General features: G+C 44.0%; 16 protein-coding genes and 1 pseudogene. 8 read left to right on the top strand and 9 right to left on the bottom strand.

The annotated features are described in order from the left end of the window. Positions 1 to 40 precede the first annotated feature (40 nt). Positions 41 to 1,243, bottom strand: coding sequence for a Na+/H+ antiporter NhaA (gene nhaA / locus JMV76_RS09555; RefSeq protein WP_109591860.1), 1,203 nt, complete (start codon positions 1,241 to 1,243; stop codon positions 41 to 43). A gap of 497 nt (positions 1,244 to 1,740) precedes the next feature. Between nhaA and JMV76_RS09550 the strand changes: the two genes are divergently transcribed. Beyond that, positions 1,741 to 2,496 (top strand): TSUP family transporter, encoded by a 756-nt coding sequence (locus tag JMV76_RS09550; protein WP_045453480.1) that lies wholly within the window; start codon positions 1,741 to 1,743, stop codon positions 2,494 to 2,496. A gap of 105 nt (positions 2,497 to 2,601) precedes the next feature. Here JMV76_RS09550 and JMV76_RS09545 read toward each other — a convergent pair whose 3' ends face one another. The 3 genes from JMV76_RS09545 to radC all read right to left on the bottom strand — a co-directional run bounded on the left by JMV76_RS09545 (position 2,602) and on the right by radC (position 8,737). Then, entirely contained in the window at positions 2,602 to 3,978 is a 1,377-nt protein-coding gene (locus tag JMV76_RS09545) for a dicarboxylate/amino acid:cation symporter (protein WP_045444003.1), read from the bottom strand. A gap of 780 nt (positions 3,979 to 4,758) precedes the next feature. Further along, positions 4,759 to 7,704 carry an acyl-CoA dehydrogenase gene (locus JMV76_RS09540; RefSeq protein WP_201502516.1) on the bottom strand — a complete coding sequence of 982 codons (2,946 nt, stop codon included), beginning with the start codon at positions 7,702 to 7,704 and terminating at the stop codon, positions 4,759 to 4,761. Positions 7,705 to 8,053: 349 nt separating this feature from the next. Beyond that, positions 8,054 to 8,737, bottom strand: coding sequence for a RadC family protein (radC, locus tag JMV76_RS09535; RefSeq protein ID WP_201502515.1), 684 nt, complete (start codon positions 8,735 to 8,737; stop codon positions 8,054 to 8,056). 127 nt (positions 8,738 to 8,864) lie between these two features. Between radC and coaBC the strand changes: the two genes are divergently transcribed. Continuing rightward, positions 8,865 to 10,277: a bifunctional phosphopantothenoylcysteine decarboxylase/phosphopantothenate--cysteine ligase CoaBC gene (gene coaBC / locus JMV76_RS15250; protein ID WP_201502514.1), complete on the top strand. Its 1,413-nt coding sequence runs from the start codon at positions 8,865 to 8,867 to the stop codon at positions 10,275 to 10,277. Between the two features lie 39 nt (positions 10,278 to 10,316). Further along, positions 10,317 to 11,099: pseudogene (locus JMV76_RS09525) on the top strand (sulfite exporter TauE/SafE family protein). 48 nt (positions 11,100 to 11,147) lie between these two features. Here the strand turns inward: JMV76_RS09525 and JMV76_RS09520 are convergent. The 3 genes from JMV76_RS09520 to JMV76_RS09510 all read right to left on the bottom strand — a co-directional run bounded on the left by JMV76_RS09520 (position 11,148) and on the right by JMV76_RS09510 (position 14,138). After that, positions 11,148 to 12,065: a histone deacetylase family protein gene (locus tag JMV76_RS09520; protein ID WP_201502513.1), complete on the bottom strand. Its 918-nt coding sequence runs from the start codon at positions 12,063 to 12,065 to the stop codon at positions 11,148 to 11,150. 118 nt (positions 12,066 to 12,183) lie between these two features. Continuing rightward, on the bottom strand, positions 12,184 to 12,978 hold the full coding sequence (locus tag JMV76_RS09515) for a hypothetical protein (RefSeq protein WP_201502512.1): 795 nt from the start codon (positions 12,976 to 12,978) through the stop codon (positions 12,184 to 12,186). Positions 12,979 to 13,046: 68 nt separating this feature from the next. Continuing rightward, entirely contained in the window at positions 13,047 to 14,138 is a 1,092-nt protein-coding gene (locus JMV76_RS09510; protein ID WP_227690268.1) for a hypothetical protein, read from the bottom strand. A gap of 76 nt (positions 14,139 to 14,214) precedes the next feature. Between JMV76_RS09510 and ccmA the strand changes: the two genes are divergently transcribed. The 5 genes from ccmA to ccmE all read left to right on the top strand — a co-directional run bounded on the left by ccmA (position 14,215) and on the right by ccmE (position 17,708). Beyond that, a complete protein-coding gene (gene ccmA, locus JMV76_RS09505; RefSeq protein ID WP_201502511.1) occupies positions 14,215 to 14,844 on the top strand; it encodes a heme ABC exporter ATP-binding protein CcmA in 630 nt (209 codons plus the stop codon). A 58-nt stretch (positions 14,845 to 14,902) separates the two neighbouring features. Continuing rightward, positions 14,903 to 15,640 carry a heme exporter protein CcmB gene (locus JMV76_RS09500; RefSeq protein ID WP_227676482.1) on the top strand — a complete coding sequence of 246 codons (738 nt, stop codon included), beginning with the start codon at positions 14,903 to 14,905 and terminating at the stop codon, positions 15,638 to 15,640. A gap of 241 nt (positions 15,641 to 15,881) precedes the next feature. Then, positions 15,882 to 16,670, top strand: a complete 789-nt coding sequence (gene ccmC / locus JMV76_RS09495; RefSeq protein WP_060491821.1) for a heme ABC transporter permease CcmC — start codon at positions 15,882 to 15,884, stop codon at positions 16,668 to 16,670. 44 nt (positions 16,671 to 16,714) lie between these two features. Further along, positions 16,715 to 16,936: a heme exporter protein CcmD gene (ccmD, locus tag JMV76_RS09490; protein ID WP_201502510.1), complete on the top strand. Its 222-nt coding sequence runs from the start codon at positions 16,715 to 16,717 to the stop codon at positions 16,934 to 16,936. A 271-nt stretch (positions 16,937 to 17,207) separates the two neighbouring features. Beyond that, positions 17,208 to 17,708: a cytochrome c maturation protein CcmE gene (gene ccmE / locus JMV76_RS09485; protein ID WP_045453493.1), complete on the top strand. Its 501-nt coding sequence runs from the start codon at positions 17,208 to 17,210 to the stop codon at positions 17,706 to 17,708. A gap of 108 nt (positions 17,709 to 17,816) precedes the next feature. On the opposite strand, the gene JMV76_RS09480 is transcribed toward ccmE, so the two are convergent. Together JMV76_RS09480 and JMV76_RS09475 are read right to left on the bottom strand one after the other, a co-directional pair. Then, positions 17,817 to 18,665 (bottom strand): aldo/keto reductase, encoded by an 849-nt coding sequence (locus tag JMV76_RS09480; protein WP_201502509.1) that lies wholly within the window; start codon positions 18,663 to 18,665, stop codon positions 17,817 to 17,819. Positions 18,666 to 18,966: 301 nt separating this feature from the next. Then, the gene (locus tag JMV76_RS09475; protein ID WP_201502508.1) at positions 18,967 to 19,926 is read right to left on the bottom strand and encodes a MetQ/NlpA family ABC transporter substrate-binding protein; all 960 of its coding nucleotides are present in this window, start codon (positions 19,924 to 19,926) and stop codon (positions 18,967 to 18,969) included. Positions 19,927 to 19,931: the final 5 nt, after the last annotated feature.

The following is a 19,931-nucleotide window of genomic DNA, read 5'->3' as shown; positions in this document are numbered from 1 at the left end:
ACCGATAAGCTAAATCGCCTCTAAGTGGCTTATCTTCTTATTAATGAGGGCGAGTCAGATCGACTGAGGTGCCGCTTACATTGTCTTTCAAGCTGACTTTGAGCATGAGATAACCTGCGATACCAGAGACGATTGAGCCCATAATAATACCTAAGCGCTCATCAAATAAGGCTGTTTCACCAGCAAATGCCAGACCGCCGATGAACAGACTCATGGTAAAACCAACACCACAGAGTAAGGCTGCACCGTAAATCTGCTTATAATTCATGCCCCTTGGCATGGTTGAGATACCAAGCTTAAAGATTAACCAGCACATAACCATTACACCAATTTGCTTACCGATGAATAGACCGGCCGCAATACCAAGCGGTACTGAATGGAACAGCTCAGCGAAGCCTGCACCTTTGAGGGATATGCCTGAGTTGGCAAATGCGAATAATGGCAAGATACCGAAGGCAACGGTGTTATGTAAATCGTGCTCTAGCTCTTCTAGTGGTGAGTGCTCAGGATCAGTACGGTCAAACATAGGAATAAATAGTGCTAAGACCACGCCAGCCAAGGTGGCATGGATGCCGGATTTGAGTACCGCAATCCACATGATCACACCGATCAGCAGATAAGGCGTGATGCTGGTGACGTTGCGACGATTAAGAAGGTATAAGAAGGGTAGACATAGACCTGCCACTGCCAATGACTCTAATGACAAATCACTGGTATAAAATAAAGCGATGATTAAAATGGCGCCAATATCATCGAAGATAGCAATCGATACTAAAAATACTTTTAAAGAGTTGGGAACGCGGTTGCCTAATAAGCTCAAAATACCTAGGGCAAAAGCAATATCGGTCGCGGCTGGAATCGCCCATCCTTTCCAAAACTCAGGCTCGTTATAGTTAAAGAGCAGATAGACAATCGCTGGCATAATCATGCCACCGAGCGCCGCACCAGCTGGCAGGATGATTTGCTTAACGTTAGACAGCTCACCGATCAACACTTCACGTTTGAGCTCAAGTCCCACTAAGAAAAAGAAAATCGCCATCAAACCGTCATTGATCCAGTGATGAGCGTCTTTAGCGATAGCGAACTCACCGATTTGAATGGCAACGGGTGCGTGAATAAAGCCCTCATACCACACATTAAGAGGGGAGTTGGCAATAATCATTGCAGCAATGGCAGCCAATGCTAGGACGATACCGCCCGCTGCCTCAAATTCAAAAAATGCTTTAATCCTGCGTATTGCCATATCATCCTCATTTGCTAAACACGAATTACAAATTAATCCAATAACCTCAAATATCTATGACACGACTCATAAAGACATGATAGACAGCAACAGTTTCTCATACTCTTATTGATATAGACAACAAAATACGTCAACCAAAAGTTATAAGTGCCGCCTGTCACATTAATAATAGCGATATTATAAAGTCGATAGAGCAGACAAAAGCCTTATAAGTCGTTACATACTTTTAATCAATCGCTGCTTATTTTAGATACTTATTAAGCCGTTAGACAAATCTAGCAGACTTTTTTACGTTTTTGGCTTTTTTTAGCGTTTTATCTTTATAATGATTGGCATTTTGTGATGTTCTGTCACAGCTTTAATACATATCAGCAGTACTATCAGCTAATGAATAGCAAAGTTGATAGCAACATTGCTACTAATATTTTATTTCCTGTTCTTAAAGCCAGTTTTTAGGACTTCCTCATTTTCCATCATAAAATTTACAGGTCAGCGTCATGGACTTATCGCTTTCGTTAGAGGTTATATTAATGCTTACCGCTGTGGCAGCGTTGGCAGGCTTTATTGATGCTATCGCTGGTGGTGGCGGTTTATTGACCATCCCCGCCATGTTACTCGCCAATATCCCACCAGTGCTAACGCTCGGTACCAATAAGCTACAAGCTGCTTCAGGTGCGCTAGCAGCCTCTATTACGATGATTAGAAAAGGAGTGGTCAAACCGCAACGTATCAAAGTAGCTATTGTTGGCGCTTTTATCGGTTCTGTTCTCGGCACTATTGCTGTACAGATGTCGCCGCCGGATCTGCTTGAGACACTGATTCCGTTTTTGATTGCGGCTATCGGGATTTATACCCTGTTTGCGCCTCGACTTGGCGAAGTAGAAGCTGCGCCGCGTATCTCAGAAGGCAAATGGCAAAAAGTGGTTGCACCGCTAATTGGTTTTTATGATGGTTATATTGGACCAGGCACAGGGATGTTTTTCGCGCTCGGCAACGTGGCGTTGCGCGGTCGGCAAATTATCGAAGCAACAGGCGCAGCAAAGGTATTGAATTTATCGACCAATATTGGCTCGTTAATATTCTTTATTTTGGGCGGTAATGTGTTGTGGAAAGTAGGGCTTGCCATGATGGTGGGACAAACGATAGGCGCGTATTTTGGCTCTCATATGGTGGTCAAGGGCGGTAGTAAGCTGATTCGTCCGATGATTGTAGTGGTATGCTTGGCGATGGTAACCAAATACGTTTTTGGTTGATTGCTTTTCATTAAGTGAATGTATTTAGTAAAGCAAAAAAACCTCAGCCAATATGACTGAGGTTTTTTATGTATCGTGAATAAATTATCAAAATCTATTCAATGCCTAGCGGCGACGATCGATATCATCGTACTCACTGCCCATGATCCCATCACTAAAGACTTCAGAGAATTCACGCTCATTGTCTTCATCAATGTGACCATCAAACACGTCTTTTGCGCCAGCGTTAGGATCGTTATAAATAGCCAAATCCATTTTGCCTTCTGATTTTGCCACAATAGCCGTCACAGCAGCATCGCCACCGACGTTCACTGCGGTACGTAACATATCAAGGATACGATCCACACCTAAGATAAGACCGATGCCTTCGATAGGTAGACCGACTTGGGCAAATACCATTGATAGCATAATCAGACCAACACCCGGTACACCAGCGGTACCGACGGAAGCCAAAACGGACATTAGAATGACAGTCAGATACTCAGTCACGCCCAAGTCAATGCCATAAATATTGGCAATGAAAATGGTCGCCGTACCTTGCATGATGGCGGTACCATCCATGTTGATGGTCGCACCAAACGGAACAGTAAATGAAGCAACTGAGTTATTGACACCCATGCGCTTGGTGACCGTACGCAAGGTAATAGGAATCGTCGCGTTCGAGCTTGACGTACTAAAAGCAAAAATCTGAACTTCACGCATTTTTGCCAAAAAGGTTTTGATGGATAAGCCCGAAGAGACTTTGAGTACAATCATCATGGTGACAAAGAAATGGAATGCCAATGAGCCGACCAATACCGCCACATAGCCGAGCAGTGACCAAATCAAGTCTAAACCCAGCTCTGCCATTGCTTTGGTCAATAGCGCAAATACACCATAAGGTGCAAGATTCATAATGATGGTCACCATTTTTAAGATGACTTCATTGATTAATTCTAAGCTCTGCACTAAGCCTTTGGCAGGTTTACCCACCATCAAGATACTAACACCGATCAAAATAGCAAAGAAAATAATCGATAACATATCACCATTTGCCATCGCGCTGATGGGGTTTGATGGGATAATATTAGAGAACACATCTAGCAGTGGTGGTGCTGAAGCTGCTTCAAATGCCGCTTCGGTTTCGATATTCATGCCTTTACCGATACCAAATAGCACGCCAAGCCCAATCGCTGTTGCGATAGCCAGAGCTGTTGTCATCATATAAATAAGAAATGTCTTGGTGCCGATGCGACCAAGCAAACGAATATCCCCAATACCGCAAACACCGCAAATCAGTGAGATCAGCACCAAAGGCACGACTAGCATTTTGAGCGAGTTGACAAATAGCTTGCCGACAATGGCGAGGAAGCCATTGGTAATGTACGTATGAATGAAACCGCCTTCAGCGTTCAGTCCTGAATAGTTTATAAACAATCCCAGTATGATACCGAGTACCATAGCGACAATAATCTTGCCGGTCAGTCCCATATTTTTCCACATAACTTATATCCTTTGTGTACGTGCCCCAGTAGCGAATAGATAGGCTGCTCACATCAATGTGATTGTTGCCATTATTATCACCGCTCTTGCTACGTCTATTAAATTCTTTCAACTTCCACTTAGTGTCACGTTTTCGGGGCACAATATAAAATAATTGTTAAGGATACTGCAACGTTTTTTTATGACTAAGGTAATATAAATCAATAGTTAAGTTGTCTACGCCGAATTTTTCGCGAGTAAAGTAGGTAAATAACAAGGCACATTGACCAATATTAGCGCATGTTGAACATTCAAAAATAGATACTGCTGATCGCTAAAACTGTTCCAGACAAAGCATAAAATGAGGATAATACTCATGCCTGAATTAGTTTTATAACATATTTTTTTATATGGAGCTGGGGGAATTTAGTATTATTTCCAATATTAAGAGAGGGAGACAGGGCTGTTTTTTGCCATTTCATTGTTAAAAGTAGACGCTTAGAATGACTAAGCTGACTATTTTTAATGTTGAGCTGCCTAAAAAACAGTCTCTGTCAGTGTCATGGTTGAATCATCAAACACGCCTCAATGGTTAAAAATGGCGATTCACAACTAAAAAAAGACTGCTCAAATGGGGCAGTCTTTTCTAAGTGAATGGTCAGAATGTATCGTGCAAGGCTCCTAGCAGCCTTAAAAGCTATTGTTTTTTAAATATTTTAAGCCTGATTCTTTTGTGCCTTGTTATTTCAAAGCCTATTGTTTCAAAGCTTGTCATTTTAAGAATTATCAAAGCTTTTTATTTTAAACTTTGTCACTTTCATCACGGCGTAGACCATCCTGCCATTTAGGATCAGTAGCGGCAGGTTTGTCTATATCATCCTTCACATTTTCTGCATCTTCAGATATTTCAGAAGGCTCTAGGTCGTCAGCATTATGTTGATTCAGACGATGGTTGTTACTCATGCGTTCACTTAAGTGTGACTCTGCATCACGGTGGCGATGATCTAGTGCTTCCACCTCAGGCTCAGACTCATCAAAGTCGGTCTGTGCACGTACCTCCTCAACGGTATCTTGCTCTTTGACCATTTCTACGTCACCGTCACTCTCATAACCATGATTGGGATTGGCATCGCCAGTTGGTTTGTCTGTACTGACGGGCGTAGCCAAATCATTAGAGTCGATATCATTTTCAGCTGTCATGTTTGTCGCAATGCCCTTTCTGGCTTGCGCGTCATTTTTCAGTTGTGCATAGTCCGTTAATTGCTGTACGGCATTATCGAGGCTGTGTGGATTGGTGCGCTCTTGGGCATGCAATAAATGTTTATCAAACACATCGGTCAATAATGAGTCAAAGCGTATGGCGTTGTACTGAATAAGCACTTCAGCTTCTTCTTCGGTAATATCGCCGTTTTGGCTGGCATATACCACATGATCTTCAAAAGTAAGCCCTTCAAAACTGTCTTTGTGTTCAGCCTTTTTAAACCTCTGCCATAATGGCTCGATGCTCAGTAGCGTTTGATAAGCGTGTTCCATACGTCCAGTGACATCATCGGCTTCAGTATTATAATAGACCATGGTTTTGAGATAATCACGGAACGGGTTGGCTTCAAAGTCATCCATAAAAGCATCGCCCAACTTGCGTTTGAGCTCATCGCTTGGCGGCGTAAAGATAGAGCCGCTAGGAAAAGTCACAAAACTGACCAAACTGGCCGCCATGCGATTAGGGAAGTTTGCAAAAAAGGCTTCAAAAGCTTCTTGAATGGTATATAAGCTATTTTGTAAGGCAACCTCAGCATGCAAGCGTTCGGAAGCTGATTTAGTACCATGCTCATAAAACTGCAAAATAGCAGTGCTAATGAATAAATGGCTATGAATATCAGCTAAGCGTCCAGACAGCATCTCTTTGCGTTTTAAGTCACCAGCGAGCAACCCTAACGCCATATCAGCCGTTAAGGCAAAACTTGCGCTCAGGCGGTTGATGTATTTGTAGTAGGGACGAGTAAAGCTGTCCGCGAAGCTTGGTGCATGATTACTGCCACCGACATAACCTGCGACAAATGCTTTTGCGCCGCGATTAAAGGTATAACCCAAATGTTTAAAAAACAGTGTGTCGAACTGTTTGAGTGCGCCTTCTTTATCTTCGCTTTGCAGCAATTGCAGCTCATCAAAGAGATAAGGATGGCAACGCATCGCGCCTTGACCAAATATCATGAGTGAACGCGTCAAGATATTTGCGCCTTCAACCGTGATAGATACTGGAATTGCCTGATAAGGTGTGGCCAAAAAGTTACGTGGACCCATCTGTACCGCGCGACCACCAACCACATCCATACCGTCATTGACCACACTGCGCATGGTTTCAGTCGCATAGTATTTTGCCATTGCCGTCATCACTGATGGTGTGCCGCCTTGGTTCAGACCGCAGGTGACGAGGTGACGAAATGCCTCTAGCATATAAGTGTTACTGGCCATGCGGCTGGTGGCGTCTTGGACGCCTTCAAACTTGCCAACAGAGATTTTAAACTGTTCGCGTACTTTGGCAAAAGCACCGACAGACAGATATGTCATTTCACTGGCTGAGGTTGATAAAGCTGGTAAAGAGATGCCGCGACCAACGCCCAAGCACTCCATCAGCATACGCCAACCGCGACCTGCATTTTCGACGCCGCCGATGATGTAATCTAGTGGAATAAAGACGTCTTTACCATCGACTGTACCATTCATAAATGGTGAGCCAATTGGATTATGGCGTGGTCCTATGATAACGCCTTCATGGCTGGCAGGCACAAGCGCACAAGTGATACCGTAATCGGTCTTATCAGGATTGCCAAGCAAACCTTCAGGATCGTGCATCTTGAATGCTAACCCCACGACCGTGGCGATAGGTGCGAGGGTAATCCAGCGCTTAGAAAAGTTCATACGCAAACCGAGCACTTGCTCGCCCTCGTGCGTACCATAACAAACCACCCCTGTATCTGGAATCGCACCAGCATCGGAGCCTGCTTCTGGGCCCGTCAAACCAAAGCAAGGTACCTCGTCACCTTTGGCAAGACCGGGTAGCCAACGCTGTTTTTGTTCGTCTGTACCGTAATGCATCAACAGCTCACCAGGGCCGAGCGAGTTTGGCACCATACAGGTAACCGCAGCGGTTGGCGAGCGTGAAGCGATTTTGCTCATGATACGGCTTTGTGCATAAGAGCTAAAATCTAAACCGCCAAACTCTTTTGGAATGATTAAGCCTAAAAATCCATTGGCTTTGATAAATTGCCACGCTTCAGGCGACAGCTCTTTGTCTTCATGCTGAATTTTCCATTCATCAAGCATGGCACATAGTACTTCTACTTCATTATCAATAAAGCTTTGCTCTTCTGCCGACAGCTCTGGATAGGGATATTGAGCAAAAGTATCCCAGTCAGGTGCACCCATGAATAGCTCTTTTTCCCACCAGCTGGTACCCGCATCGAGTGCTTCGCGCTCGGTATCGCTCATGCTCGGCATTGCCCCGCCCAAAGTCTTGTAAACAGGTCTGGTAATCAGTGACTGACGAATAGGGGCGACGAGCAAAACGATGCAAAGTAAAGCGATTGGTATGCCCAAAATGAGCGACCAAGGACTGATAAAGGCGGTGACAAGGACGGTAACTAGGGCAACGATACTGCCTGTGACTCGTGATAGGGACAATAAAAATATGGCCAAAACCATGGCTAATTGAATAATGATTGCCAAAATAAATAAGCCAATTGCCATGACTGTCTCCTTTTATAACGCTAAACCAAAAGCGCGAAAAATGTGTGTGTATTAAAGTATTTGAATAAATCTTGTTGTTATTTTTGCTGATGTTTAAGGGTCTGGTGACCAAATTAAACCAATGAGCCGTTATGGATTTTGTAGCATATTTTATGATTAATTTTAATTTGTTGAGCATTTTACAAAAGTGGCTTTGATAACTACCTAACCAGTGACAGACAAATAAAAGACAAATTTAGCCATCAATATGAAACAGTTGCCGATAACTATCAATAGCTAAAATGCTACGCTGTGTCGATTATATGTATCAAGATTTTCTCATATAGGCAAAAATAACAGTCGTAATCAGTTATCCAAAGGGCGCTAAGCAGCTTTCGGCATAAGATAATGTCTCATTGCGTCCAACAATGATATGGTCTACCAAGGATAAATCGATTAAATCGCAGGCTTTCTTTAGCTCGTAAGTTAATAAGTTGTCTGCCGTTGAAGGGGTCGCATCGGTATGTGGATGATTGTGTGCGACGATGAGTTGGCTGGCGGCGTGACTCAAAGCATGACGCAGAACGTGTTTAATGCAGACGGAGCAAGAGGAGATGCCGCCAGTAAACAGTATCTCAAAATTAATGAGATTTAACGCATTGTCTAAGCAAAGTACCGCAAAGACTTCGCGATGCTCCCCGCGCAGCTGAGTGCTGATATAGTCTTTGACCATTTGCGAGCGCCCAAGTGCGTGACCAGTTTTAAGCTGACTGTCCAAATAACGCGTGCCCATCTCAAGTGAGGCCAATATCTGCGCGTATTTAGCAGGACCAATACCATGACAAGCCAGTACAGTCTCTTGCGGCGCTGCCAATAATTCTGCCAAGCTACCAAATTGCTCGATCAAATGACGCGCCAATTCGATAGCTGACTGTGACTGCGTACCTGTGCGCAGAAATATCGCTAATATCTCGGCATCAGATAAATGCGCTGCCCCAAATTTTAGTAGTTTTTCACGTGGTCTATCATCTTCATGCCAGTCTTTAATCGCCATCGTCACTCCTTGAGAATGGATTGCTGCCAGATATATTGAGTAAATACGGAAATTCTTACCCAACTTATCTCATAATTGTTACTATAAGCGCAATTTTATCTTTCAACTTTTTATTGATGCCATGCTTATGTCCAATATTGTGCTTGCTATCACTGGCGGTATCGCCGCTTATAAATCTGCTATCTTTGCCCGCCTATTAATCAAGGCAGGCTTTGATGTGCGTGTCATTATGACCACAGGCGCACAAGCCTTCATTACGCCACTGACCCTGCAAGCTTTGACTGGCAATGAGGTGCATATCTCATTACTCGATGAGCAAGCAGAAGCGGGGATGGGGCATATCGAATTAGCGAAATGGGCGGACTTAATCATCATTGCGCCAGCCTCTGCCAATACGCTTGCGCGTCTCGCGATGGGCATGGCAGATGACTTACTAACCACAGTGTGTCTGGCAACGGCGGCACCAGTCATCATTGCGCCAGCCATGAATCAGCAGATGTGGGCGCACCCTGCGGTGAATTTAAATGTGCAAACGCTGCGTGATATGAATTATCAAATTATTGCGCCTGCTAGCGGTGAGCAAGCCTGCGGTGATGTGGGAGCAGGGCGTTTGCCTGAACCTGAGCAGCTATTGGCAGAGGTGTTATTATTTAACGCCATGCAAAACACGCCGCAATTATTGGCAGGTAAACGAGTGGTAATTACTGCAGGACCGACGGTAGAAGCTATCGATCCGGTGCGTTACTTGTCCAATCACTCTACTGGCAAGATGGGATTTGCATTAGCACGTGCGTGCGTGGCTGCTGGTGCAGACGTTATCTTGATTGCGGGCGGCAAAGTGGCACTGCCGACACCGCTGAATGTCACGCGCATTGATGTGTTGTCGGCTAAAGAGATGCTGATAGCAGCCCAGCAGTGCGTAGATGGTACGCACAGTGCGCTACAATATGTGCCTGAAGATGAGCACGACCATTCTCACGATCACGATCATAGCCATCAACATGAACATCATGGCGAGTGTGATTGCGGCGATGATCATAGCCACAGTCATAACCACAGCCATGAGATTGATGATGAGGAGCATGCTCATAGCGAGAATCAAAATGTAATGGCGGATATCTTTATCGCCACGGCTGCTGTCGCTGATTATCGTACTGAAGAAGCTGCCCCGCAAAAAATTAAAAAAACCCAAGATGCTATGACGCTGAGTTTGGTCAAAAACCCTGATATTCTAGCGACGATTTCGCTTGCGCATCCAGTGCTGTTTGTCGTTGGTTTTGCAGCAGAAACGCAAGATATCGAGCGCTATGCTCGTGGAAAACTGGTGTCTAAAGATTTAGATTTGATCGCGTGTAATGATGTTTCACGAGCAGACATTGGTTTTGCCAGCGATGACAATGCCATGCAGGTATTTTTCTCAGAGCGTTATGAGCACGATAGCGTCACACTTGAGAAGGCGAGCAAAGATAAGATTGCCGAGCAGTTGGCTGGCATCATTGGTGAGACAATATGGCAACGCCACAATGGTCACAATGCCTAGTTATGTCACTATTAATCCAGATATTAGGTCTTAATGTTTATGGCTAATATGATGGATAGTGATAGCACCCAGACGTTGTTATTGATGGTAATCTTTGCGCTGGCATCGTTGCTACACGGTATTAGTGGGCTAGGTGTGACGTTGGTGACGACCACTGCGCTTGCTAGTATCTATCCGTAACCACATGCTATTGTGTTGGTCATTTTTCCGTCATTATTGCTTAATGCCATGACTTGGCTCGCGGGTGGCGGGCGCACAATCTGGCAAAATTTCATCTATTACGGCAGGCGCTATTGGTTACTGGCATTGACCAGCTTACTCGGTAGTATTCTAGGCGCGAAGCTCTTACTATGGGTCGATAGCGCCTATATTTTATTACTATTGGCAGCGGTCATTGGTTTTTATGTCATAAGCAGCTTGCTTGGTAAGCAACTCCGTCTACCTGCTACCAAGCCTGTGTTAATCATCGTTGGCTTTAGTGCAGGGGTGATTGGTGGCTCGACCAATGCCATGTCGACCATATTGATGATGTATCTACTGTCTGCCAGCGATGATAAAAATACCATCGCTAAAGTCGGAAATATGTGCTATTTTCTGGGTAAAATTGCTCAAATAATTGTATTACGTGAGCCTATTATGGCGCTCAGCAGTGGTGAATGGCAGCTGATTACTTTGCTCAGTATTTTATCTATTGCCGCGCTTTTAGTTGGTATCCGCTTACGTCGTTATTTACCACAAGCACGCTTTCGTCAGCTTATTTTATTGATACTTACCGTGCTTGGTATTCGTGTCGGCTGGCAGGGAGTTATGGCATTTTTATAAGATAGCTCGCGAGGCAGCTGGCTTTTTAGATACTACTCTATGCGCGCGTTATTTTATTATTTCATTAAAAAATATCTGTTGCGCCAAACGAAAGGTATTACAGTGCGCTTCAACCACATCGTCGATATCTTCTGAATAGCCACCACCCATCACGATAGCGATAGGAATTTTAGCGGCTTTTGCTTGGCGTAATACATATTCATCACGCGCCTTACAACCCTCTATCGTCAGCCCTAACTTTCCTAATTTATCAGTTGCCAGCACATCGACAGCGGATTGATAAAATATCATATCTGGCGCAACGTCGTTAATCAAACGTGGTAATGTCGCTTCTAGTAACTGCAAATATTCCACATCGCCAGTATCATTGTCTAGCTCAATATCCAAATCTGATACTTGCTTTCGAAATGGATAGTTTTTTGCGCCATGCATGCTAAACACAAAAACGCGTGGCTCACCTGCCATAATACTGGCATTGCCATTGCCCTGATGGACGTCTAAATCGACCACTAAAATCTTTTGCGCTTGTCCGCGATTTAATAATAAATTACTCGCGATACAAACATCATTAAACACGCAAAACCCTTCGCCATGATCAGCAAACGCATGATGCGTGCCACCTGCGACATTCATCGCCGCGCCATATTGCTGCGCATATAATGCACATTCATAAGTGGCATGAGCAATATAACGCCCACGTTCTACCAGCTCTGGTGTCATTTCAAAGCCAATGGCTCGCGCTTCCTTTCGTGGTAGCGTTTGGGTTTTCAGCTGATACCAGTAGTCCGCAGTATGCGTGGTCAAAATTTCATCTTCGCTCAAACATGCAGGGGCAAAAAAGTTGTCGGTACTGATAGTGCCTTCAGCCAATAGCCGCTCAGGAATCATGGTGTATTTTTGCATGGGAAAGCGGTGTTTTTCAGGCACGGAATATCGAAAAATATCAGAGTAAGCAATTTTTAGCATAGTGTTAGAGGATGTCTTTTTTGAAAAGTATGTTAAGAATAAATAGGTTTAAGCGCTTTAACAATAAGGTGCTGATGAGACATTGTAAAAGCTACGGATAGCTATGGTAGTCAGTTCATTACTGCACAAATTGCGTTGGCAAAAAGAAGGTTCTAGAATCTGATTGTTGACGTAGCTCGGTCAGCAATGTCGGTAAGTCTTCCGCAGGGTTTTGATTATCGATCAAATCACTAAATATCTCATTCGCGACCGTGGTCATCGCGATGACACTTTGCAATAAATGCTCGATAACATCATTACCGATGCCTACCGCTTCGACATCGATAGCGTGTTTGTAGCGTATTTCGCCATCATTGACATCCATTTCTAGATTGCCGATTAGCAAGTCATAATTTATTTGAGTAATCAGTAGTATCGCCGTGCTTTGATGACTCTCTGGTATTAAAAATAGCAAAATTCCATAGACGGCCAGCAGCTTGTTGTTTTCTTGCACGCGAAACAAATAGCCGCAATCGAGATTTTTATTGCGCATTCTAAGCGATAAGTGATGCGATTGCTGACGGTCATTGTTTTTGTTGCCACTGCTTTTGGGTCGATAGTGAGTATAGTGCCATTGCTTATCATTAAAGTACTGTTTCAGAAAATCGATAATGGGCGTGTCGCTAGTTTCGTGTTGACTGGCACTCGAGTTAAAGGCGTCAGTTTCTGAGTGTTCGCTATTATTTTTGACATCAGATTCAGAATCGATTTTGGTATCATCATGAGCGTCACTATTATCCTCATCATCTGTATCACTACTATATATGTCATGAGGCTCTGTTTGTATCATATCAACTTCATCAGCCTGCGCTGCTGAACCAGTCAGTAACTGTTTGAGTTTTTGCCACAAGCTGAGTGTGTTACGTTGACTCATAAGTATGGTGCTGTCAAATAAATGAATGATATGGGAAACTGAGACAAATACATCAAGACAGTAAACGACTAGGTATTAAATGCTAAGCCTTTTTTGATATTCGGTTGCTCATAAAACGCTTGTAACATTTCACGAGTATGTGCCGTCAACCACTTGCTTTCAATGGCATCGTGCATCACAGGTAATAGCGCTGTACTCAATTGAGTCATGGCTTGCTCATCAATATGAAGACTCGAAACTACCGTCGCAATAGTATCTGACTGATGATTACCATACCAAGTATCGATGCTCGCTGCCACAAGGCTGTGTAAGTAAGGTGACTGGCGCAGGCGGTTATAGCTTTGCTGAATGCTGGCTTCGATATGATCGATACTGCTGTTGTCAGGTTCATCACGCAGATAAGTCTGTAGATGACTGACAGGCTGGTCTTTGATTCGTGCCCAACCAGTGATTAATAATCGCGCGACTTCTTCATTTGATAAATGCTCTTGCGCATTGGCTTCTGCGCGGCGTGCTAAGTCTTTAATATTACGATGCAAATACGCCTGCAGTTTTTCGTCAAGGTTTCTATTGGTCGCTTTTTCAAAAGAGCTGCGCCCAAATTTCATGAGTTTACCAGCAGCGCCTGCTTTATCCAGCGTGGTTTCCATAAAGTCATTAATGGCATGATAGAGCGTTTGGGTTAGCAAATCGGCAAAAGTCTCGTTGCCGACCAGGGTATGAATCAAGATATTGCGTTGCTGATCGTGGCTACCAACATAGTTGGCAAGGGTCTGAACTTGAGTGTCATCCACCAGCTCAGACAACGGCACGTTATCATTGACTGGATGATAAATAATCGTATGCAAGATATCGCGAATATCTTTACGTATCACATCAGTCATCGGTTGATTGAGTAGCCAGTCATTAATCAGCTGTTGCAAATTATCGGCGCTGACATATTTATTTAATGGCTGTGCAGCAAACCATTGCCATGCCTGCATAGACAGCGGTTCAGCTTGTGTGCGTAGCCATTGCTGCATAAAGGCAACTTGTGCCTCGATTAAGCCATCTATGGTTAGCGCTGGCATATCTAAATTTTGGTTATCTTTTGAAGTCTGCATAGGTTTTGAGGTCATAATAATCGACAATTTGTTATACTGTGTGGTTGGGGTAAGCATAAAGTATTATGCCATGAACGTCATCTGTGTTTGTGATGAATATTGATTGCCGCTTAATAAATAATGAGAGGTTTTGATGACAGCTCTGAATACCGCCTTACTTGCGCTTGATGAGCTGACCGTTCAGCGCGGCGAAATCCCTCTATGTGAAGGGGTTGTACTCAATCTGGCAGCTGGTAGCATTTGCCATTTAATTGGTGCCAATGGTACTGGTAAGACCACTTTACTGATGCAGCTGGCTGGGTTATTGCCAGTGTTAAGCGGTGAGGTTTATTATCAAGGAGCAGCGAATTTACCTATTCAGCCTTTGTACGTGTCGCACCAGTTGGGTATACATCCAAATCTAACGGTCGCACAAAACCTGACCTTTTTGCTGAATTTATATGGGATTAGCCCAAGCGTTACTGATATTGATGACGCCTTGGCTTGGGTCGGATTACAAGGATTTGAGACGATTAGCTCAAGCCATTTATCTGCAGGGCAAACCCGCCGTATTACCCTTGCAAGGTTATATTTATTGACCCCTGAGGTGACACCATTATGGCTACTTGATGAGCCTTTTACTGCCCTTGATGTCGATTTGGTAGCGCGAATGGAAGACAGATTGCACGATTTTGCCCATGAAGGCGGCGCTATATTAATGACCAGTCATCAGGCCGTTGGTGTTGCCAATCAAGTGCTCGATTTGTCCGATTATATGGTTTGAATACTAGTTTGCATACTCTCAGTATAAGTGTCCCAAGCATCCGTAGAAGAGCAAATAAATGATAGAAACAGACGGTCCAGTACAAACAGTGAATAAAAGCTCAAATGCTGACTTAGCTGCGGTGCGCGGTATCAGCTTTATACAGTTATGGCGGCGCGAGTGGCAAGTCAAACAGCAAGGCGCCGTGCAGTGGCTTTATCCGCTAGTGCTATTTTTGGTCATTATCACCTTATTTCCGCTAGCAGTGGGTAGCGAGCCTGCGCTATTGCAACGCCTTGGCGTGTCGGCGGTGTGGATTGCCGCTCTGTTGTCACTGGTCATGGGGGTCGATGGTTTGTTTAAGCCTGCCCTTGATAATGGCACGCTGGCGCAATTGGTCGTTGCCAAAGCGTCATTGCCCTTATGGGTGTTGATTCGTTTGGTTATCCATTGGATTTTTAGTAGTGGTATTGTGGCAGCGCTTAGTTTACTTGCCGTGCCTTTGTTTCAGCTTAGTTGGTTTGAGGCGTGGATATTGATGGCTTCTATTGTGACCGGCAGTCCGATGTTGTTGATGCTGTCAGCGGTCGCGAGTAGTTTGACGCTGTCATTAAAGAATGGGGCGGTGCTAGTGCCTTTGATTGCCTTACCGATGCAGTTGCCTGTATTGATTTTTGCCACAGGAGCGGTTGATTTATTTGCCACTGGTCTCAATGGTTTACCGATACTGGCTTTATTATTAGCAGGCAGTATTATCTCGGTTTTGGTGATGCCATGGGTGATTGCCATGACGTTAAAAATGGCGTGGCTGAATTAGAAACGACATAATTTATGTACAACTCTCTGTATTGAGAGTTTGTAATAAAAAAGGCTATAAAAAACCTTTGTATTAACAGCATGTTGAAAACTGGCAATTTTGCTATAATAGTCAGTTAACTAAGCAAACAATCACTTGTAGATTCTACCCAGTGTTTAACGCCAGCAGGTTAGCAGGTAGTCGCGCCCATGATGCGCTATATCGGTTACAACCAATACGCTGTGCCAATAGGTTTATTCCCATGCCCAACCTGAATAACGTCTCATCTCCTAGCCTGTGGCAGCGCATCTGGCAAGGCTTTTTGACCACTGTGGGTACCAAGCAGTTTTTTCGCATTTTTTCGCCTTGGGTCAAGTGGCTGGCGATATTAGCCAGTATTTGCCTGTTGATCGGTAGTGTCTGGGGTCTCGCTTTTGCGCCGCCTGATTACCTACAAGGTAATAGCTACCGCATTATCTTTATTCACGTACCCGCTGCCAGTATCGCCATTTCCATCTATTTTGCCTTAGCAGTGCTCGGGGTCATTTTTTTGGTTTGGAAAATTAAGACCGCCAGTCTGGTTGCACAGGCGCTTGCTCCGCTAGGATTCTTGCTCTGTGTGATTAGCTTAATCACGGGCTCTATTTGGGCGAAACCCACTTGGGGTACTTACTGGGTTTGGGATGCACGTTTGACCTCTATGCTTATTTTGGCGTTTCTGTATGCGGGGGTGATGGCGTTATTTGCCGCGTTTGAGCATACTGCCAATCGTGGTAAAGCCGCGGCCATTTTGTCTATTGTTGGCGCAGTAAATCTACCCATTATCAAGTATTCAGTACAGTGGTGGAACACCTTACATCAAGGCTCGACCTTTACTTTGACCGCCGCGCCCAAGATGTCAGCAGATATGTGGATGCCATTATTACTGATGATTATTGGTAGTTATTTATTAGTGGCAACATTAGCGATTTATCGTACCAATACCCTTATCTTGTATCGTGATCAAGGCAAAGCATGGGTCAAAGAATACATTCGCGGGCAAGCTAAATGACGATAATGACTGTCGCCAAAAAAAATCACGGCTAGGAAAATATTATGCAGCCTTACTTTTATAGCGTATCTGAATTTCTTGCCATGGGTAAGCATGGCGTGTTCGTTTGGTCGTGCTGGGCAATTACCGTTGGCATGATGCTGGCGTTTGTTATTTATAGTCGGAGACAACGACAGGCTTTAATCAAACAGTTGACCATTCAGCAAGCGCGGCAAGCACAGCGTACGGCTAAAACAACCATGCCTGTCACCAAGCAGCATAATTAGCTAGTAGGTTCGTCTTATCTAGCGTTAGCCGTTAATTTTTAGCCACTCAATCTGCAACTTAGCACTTGATAAAGAGGTGACTGCCACAGAGGTTATTGGGCTTATTGATTTGTCCGAAAAATGCTACCATATAGCCATTAGAAGAGTACGATTAGAAAGACATTTTTAGAACGTTTTTCTAATGGTAGTTTCTTCAAATTTTTCTGTTTTATATATTTGTATGGCATTGACTATAGTTTATAAAACAGTGACTCATCAATGAGGTAGTGGTATGAACGCAGTTCGTCGCAAAAAACTGATGTGGGTTATGTTTACGCTTGCAGGGGCGGCGATAGCCGTGGTATTGGTTCTTTATGCCATTGGGCAACAGACCGATTACTACTTTGATGCTACCGCGATTGCACAAGGTGAAGCACCACAAGATAAGCGTATTCGAGCAGGCGGTATGGTCGTCGCGGGTAGTGTCCAGCGCGCAGAAGACAATCCACTAAACGTTGAGTTTGCCATTACGGACTTTCAATCGACAGTACCAGTGACTTATCAAGGTATTTTGCCAGATTTATTTGCTGAAAACTCAGGCGTCGTCGCGACAGGTAAGATGCAGGGTGACACTTTTGTCGCTGGAGAAGTCTTGGCGAAGCATGATGAAAACTACATGCCGCCAGAAGTGGCCAAATCAATGAAAGAAAACAACCGAAGCGGTGTAGTGCCTCCTTCTGAGCAATATAATCCTGCTGAAAAGGTGCATGAGACGGATACTCTACAGCAGTAGTTATATAGTCGTCCATACCATAGTAAAAGAGCCGCTAATATATTATTAGCGGCTCTTTTTTTACATGAATTTTAGTACTAATAAGTTTTGGTGGTTTTTTACGAGAAATTAGTCATCCCATTCAGGCGAGTAATCTGGATGCTTAATTTTGCGCCCATCAGCACGTGCTAAGCTGCTGATTTTCTCAATATCATCCGTACTTAATTGTACTTTTATAGCGTCTAAGTTGCCTTGCAAATGATCAGGGTTAGACGTTTTCGGAATAGCGATACGATGCTTGTCTGACAGAATCCAAGCCAATGATATCTGTGCTGGCGTGACATTATGTTTGTCAGCGATTTCTTTAATAATCTCATTATCGAATACATCCCCGCGTGCAAGTGGTGAATAAGCTTCGAGTAGAATGTGGTGATTGTTCAAAAAAGTCTGCAAAGTTTTTTGCTTGATGAACGGATGAAACTCAACCTGATTGACCACAATCGGCACATCAGCATATTTCTCAGCTTCAATGATATTAGCAATATTAAAGTTAGAGACGCCGATATGGCGCGTCAAACCTTGTTTCTGTAGCTCGCACAAGGCAGGAATAGTTTCGGATAAAGGAACACGGTCATCTGGCCAGTGCAATAGTAGCAAATCAACATAATCAGTATCTAAGTCTGCTAAAGAGCGTTTGGCGGCGGCAATCAATTTCTCAGGCTCAAACTTCATATCATCAGGAAAAATCTTTGTGGTCAAAAAGAACTTATCACGAGATACCCCTGATTGTTTGATACCTTGACCCACTTCTTTTTCATTACCATAAGCTTGAGCGGTATCAATGTGCTCGTAACCCATTTTCAACGCTTGACTGACGACATCAACACAATCTTGACCGGTCGATTGCCATGTGCCAAGCCCTAGGACAGGAATATTTGCTTGTCCAGCGGTACGAATATTATAAGTTTTAGCACGCATCTTATTATCCTTGTTATTTATGTATTTATTGATAGAGCATCGAATCATCAATATTCTGATCACCCTCTCTATTTGACCTACCCACTATAGAAAAAATTGGCAGCAAGTAAAAGGGCACGTGACGCTTTCCTACAAAGGACAAACAGGCTGTAACGTCATTTTTAGTAACTGATAGACAGCAGCGAGCGGTTAAAAAATAAAAATCGTAAAATCGAGTCCATAAAAAACGCCCATCACTATCTAGCAATGGGCGTTTACAATCGGGACGAAGACGATATTTAAGTGCTTTTGGCTTAAGAGCTTATTGAGCAGCAGCTTCTACAGGTGCAGGTTTTGTTGCGGTATCCGTGTGCGCACTGTGATCAGAGCCCCAGATTTTTGGGTACTTATAACCAGGGAAAGTTTCATGAGCATACTTTTTAAAGGCTTCCGAGTTATATGCATTGGTCACATCTTCGACCCATTTTTTGCCAGCATCGGCTGATTTGATGGCTGACCAGTTGACGTAAGCAAAGCTAGGCTCTTGAAATAGCGCTTCAGTCAGCTTGATACCAGCATCCGTGGCATAGTTGCCATTGATAACTGCAAAGTCGACTTCATCACGAGCACGTGGCAATTGAGCGGCTTCTAACTCAATGATTTCAATATCGTATTTGCTGTTATCAGCGATGTCAGTTTTTGATGCCGTTAGTGGGTCAATATTGTCTTTTAGCGTGATCCAGCCAAGATCATCCATCATCACCAGCGCACGAGCAAAGTTACTTGGATCATTTGGTGCAGAGACTCTCATGCCTTTATAGACATCATCAAGTGTGGTCTTTTTACCTGAGTAAATGCCAAGTGGGGCAGTAGGTACTTGGAAAACTTCTACTAGATCAAGATTGTTTTCTTTTTTAAAGGTATCAAGATAAGGCTTATGCTGGAAGATGTTGATGTCCAAATCACCTTCAGCCAAGGCAAGGTTTGGGCGTACATAGTCAGTAAAAGCAACCAGCTCAACTTCGTAACCTTGCGCTTCCAGTGAGCTTTTCACTTGGTTGCGCACCATATCGGCGAAGTCACCTTCGGTGGTACCGATGACAATTTTGGTATGCTCAGGATCGATATCGCTAGCGGCAGTCTCTGCTGTTGAGCCTTCCGTAACAGGCTCTTTAGTCGCTTCTGGTGCTGATGAGTTGTTGCAACCAACCAAGACTAGGCTTGATACGCCAACGGCAGCAAATGCAGTCGCTAACTGACGGCTGATATCTGTTAATTTCATGGAAC

Origin of the sequence: Psychrobacter cibarius (genome assembly GCF_904845955.1) — a bacterium.
Lineage (GTDB): Bacteria > Pseudomonadota > Gammaproteobacteria > Pseudomonadales > Moraxellaceae > Psychrobacter > Psychrobacter cibarius_B.
This window is presented reverse-complemented; position numbering and strand designations above follow the sequence as displayed.

What these genes read in the sequence shown, in the direction of transcription:
- JMV76_RS09510 (WP_227690268.1), bottom strand. Translation starts at nt 14,138, where the DNA reads ATGCTTACCCCAACCACACAGTATAACAAATTGTCGATTATTATGACC.
- JMV76_RS09540 (WP_201502516.1), bottom strand. Translation starts at nt 7,704, where the DNA reads ATGGCAATTGGCTTATTTATTTTGGCAATCATTATTCAATTAGCCATG.
- JMV76_RS09500 (WP_227676482.1), top strand. Translation starts at nt 14,903, where the DNA reads ATGATAGAAACAGACGGTCCAGTACAAACAGTGAATAAAAGCTCAAAT.
- coaBC (WP_201502514.1), top strand. Translation starts at nt 8,865, where the DNA reads ATGTCCAATATTGTGCTTGCTATCACTGGCGGTATCGCCGCTTATAAA.
- ccmA (WP_201502511.1), top strand. Translation starts at nt 14,215, where the DNA reads ATGACAGCTCTGAATACCGCCTTACTTGCGCTTGATGAGCTGACCGTT.
- JMV76_RS09515 (WP_201502512.1), bottom strand. Translation starts at nt 12,978, where the DNA reads ATGAGTCAACGTAACACACTCAGCTTGTGGCAAAAACTCAAACAGTTA.
- ccmC (WP_060491821.1), top strand. Translation starts at nt 15,882, where the DNA reads ATGCCCAACCTGAATAACGTCTCATCTCCTAGCCTGTGGCAGCGCATC.
- nhaA (WP_109591860.1), bottom strand. Translation starts at nt 1,243, where the DNA reads ATGGCAATACGCAGGATTAAAGCATTTTTTGAATTTGAGGCAGCGGGC.
- JMV76_RS09520 (WP_201502513.1), bottom strand. Translation starts at nt 12,065, where the DNA reads ATGCTAAAAATTGCTTACTCTGATATTTTTCGATATTCCGTGCCTGAA.
- JMV76_RS09480 (WP_201502509.1), bottom strand. Translation starts at nt 18,665, where the DNA reads ATGCGTGCTAAAACTTATAATATTCGTACCGCTGGACAAGCAAATATT.
- ccmE (WP_045453493.1), top strand. Translation starts at nt 17,208, where the DNA reads ATGAACGCAGTTCGTCGCAAAAAACTGATGTGGGTTATGTTTACGCTT.
- JMV76_RS09475 (WP_201502508.1), bottom strand. Translation starts at nt 19,926, where the DNA reads ATGAAATTAACAGATATCAGCCGTCAGTTAGCGACTGCATTTGCTGCC.
- ccmD (WP_201502510.1), top strand. Translation starts at nt 16,715, where the DNA reads ATGCAGCCTTACTTTTATAGCGTATCTGAATTTCTTGCCATGGGTAAG.
- radC (WP_201502515.1), bottom strand. Translation starts at nt 8,737, where the DNA reads ATGGCGATTAAAGACTGGCATGAAGATGATAGACCACGTGAAAAACTA.
- JMV76_RS09545 (WP_045444003.1), bottom strand. Translation starts at nt 3,978, where the DNA reads ATGTGGAAAAATATGGGACTGACCGGCAAGATTATTGTCGCTATGGTA.
- JMV76_RS09550 (WP_045453480.1), top strand. Translation starts at nt 1,741, where the DNA reads ATGGACTTATCGCTTTCGTTAGAGGTTATATTAATGCTTACCGCTGTG.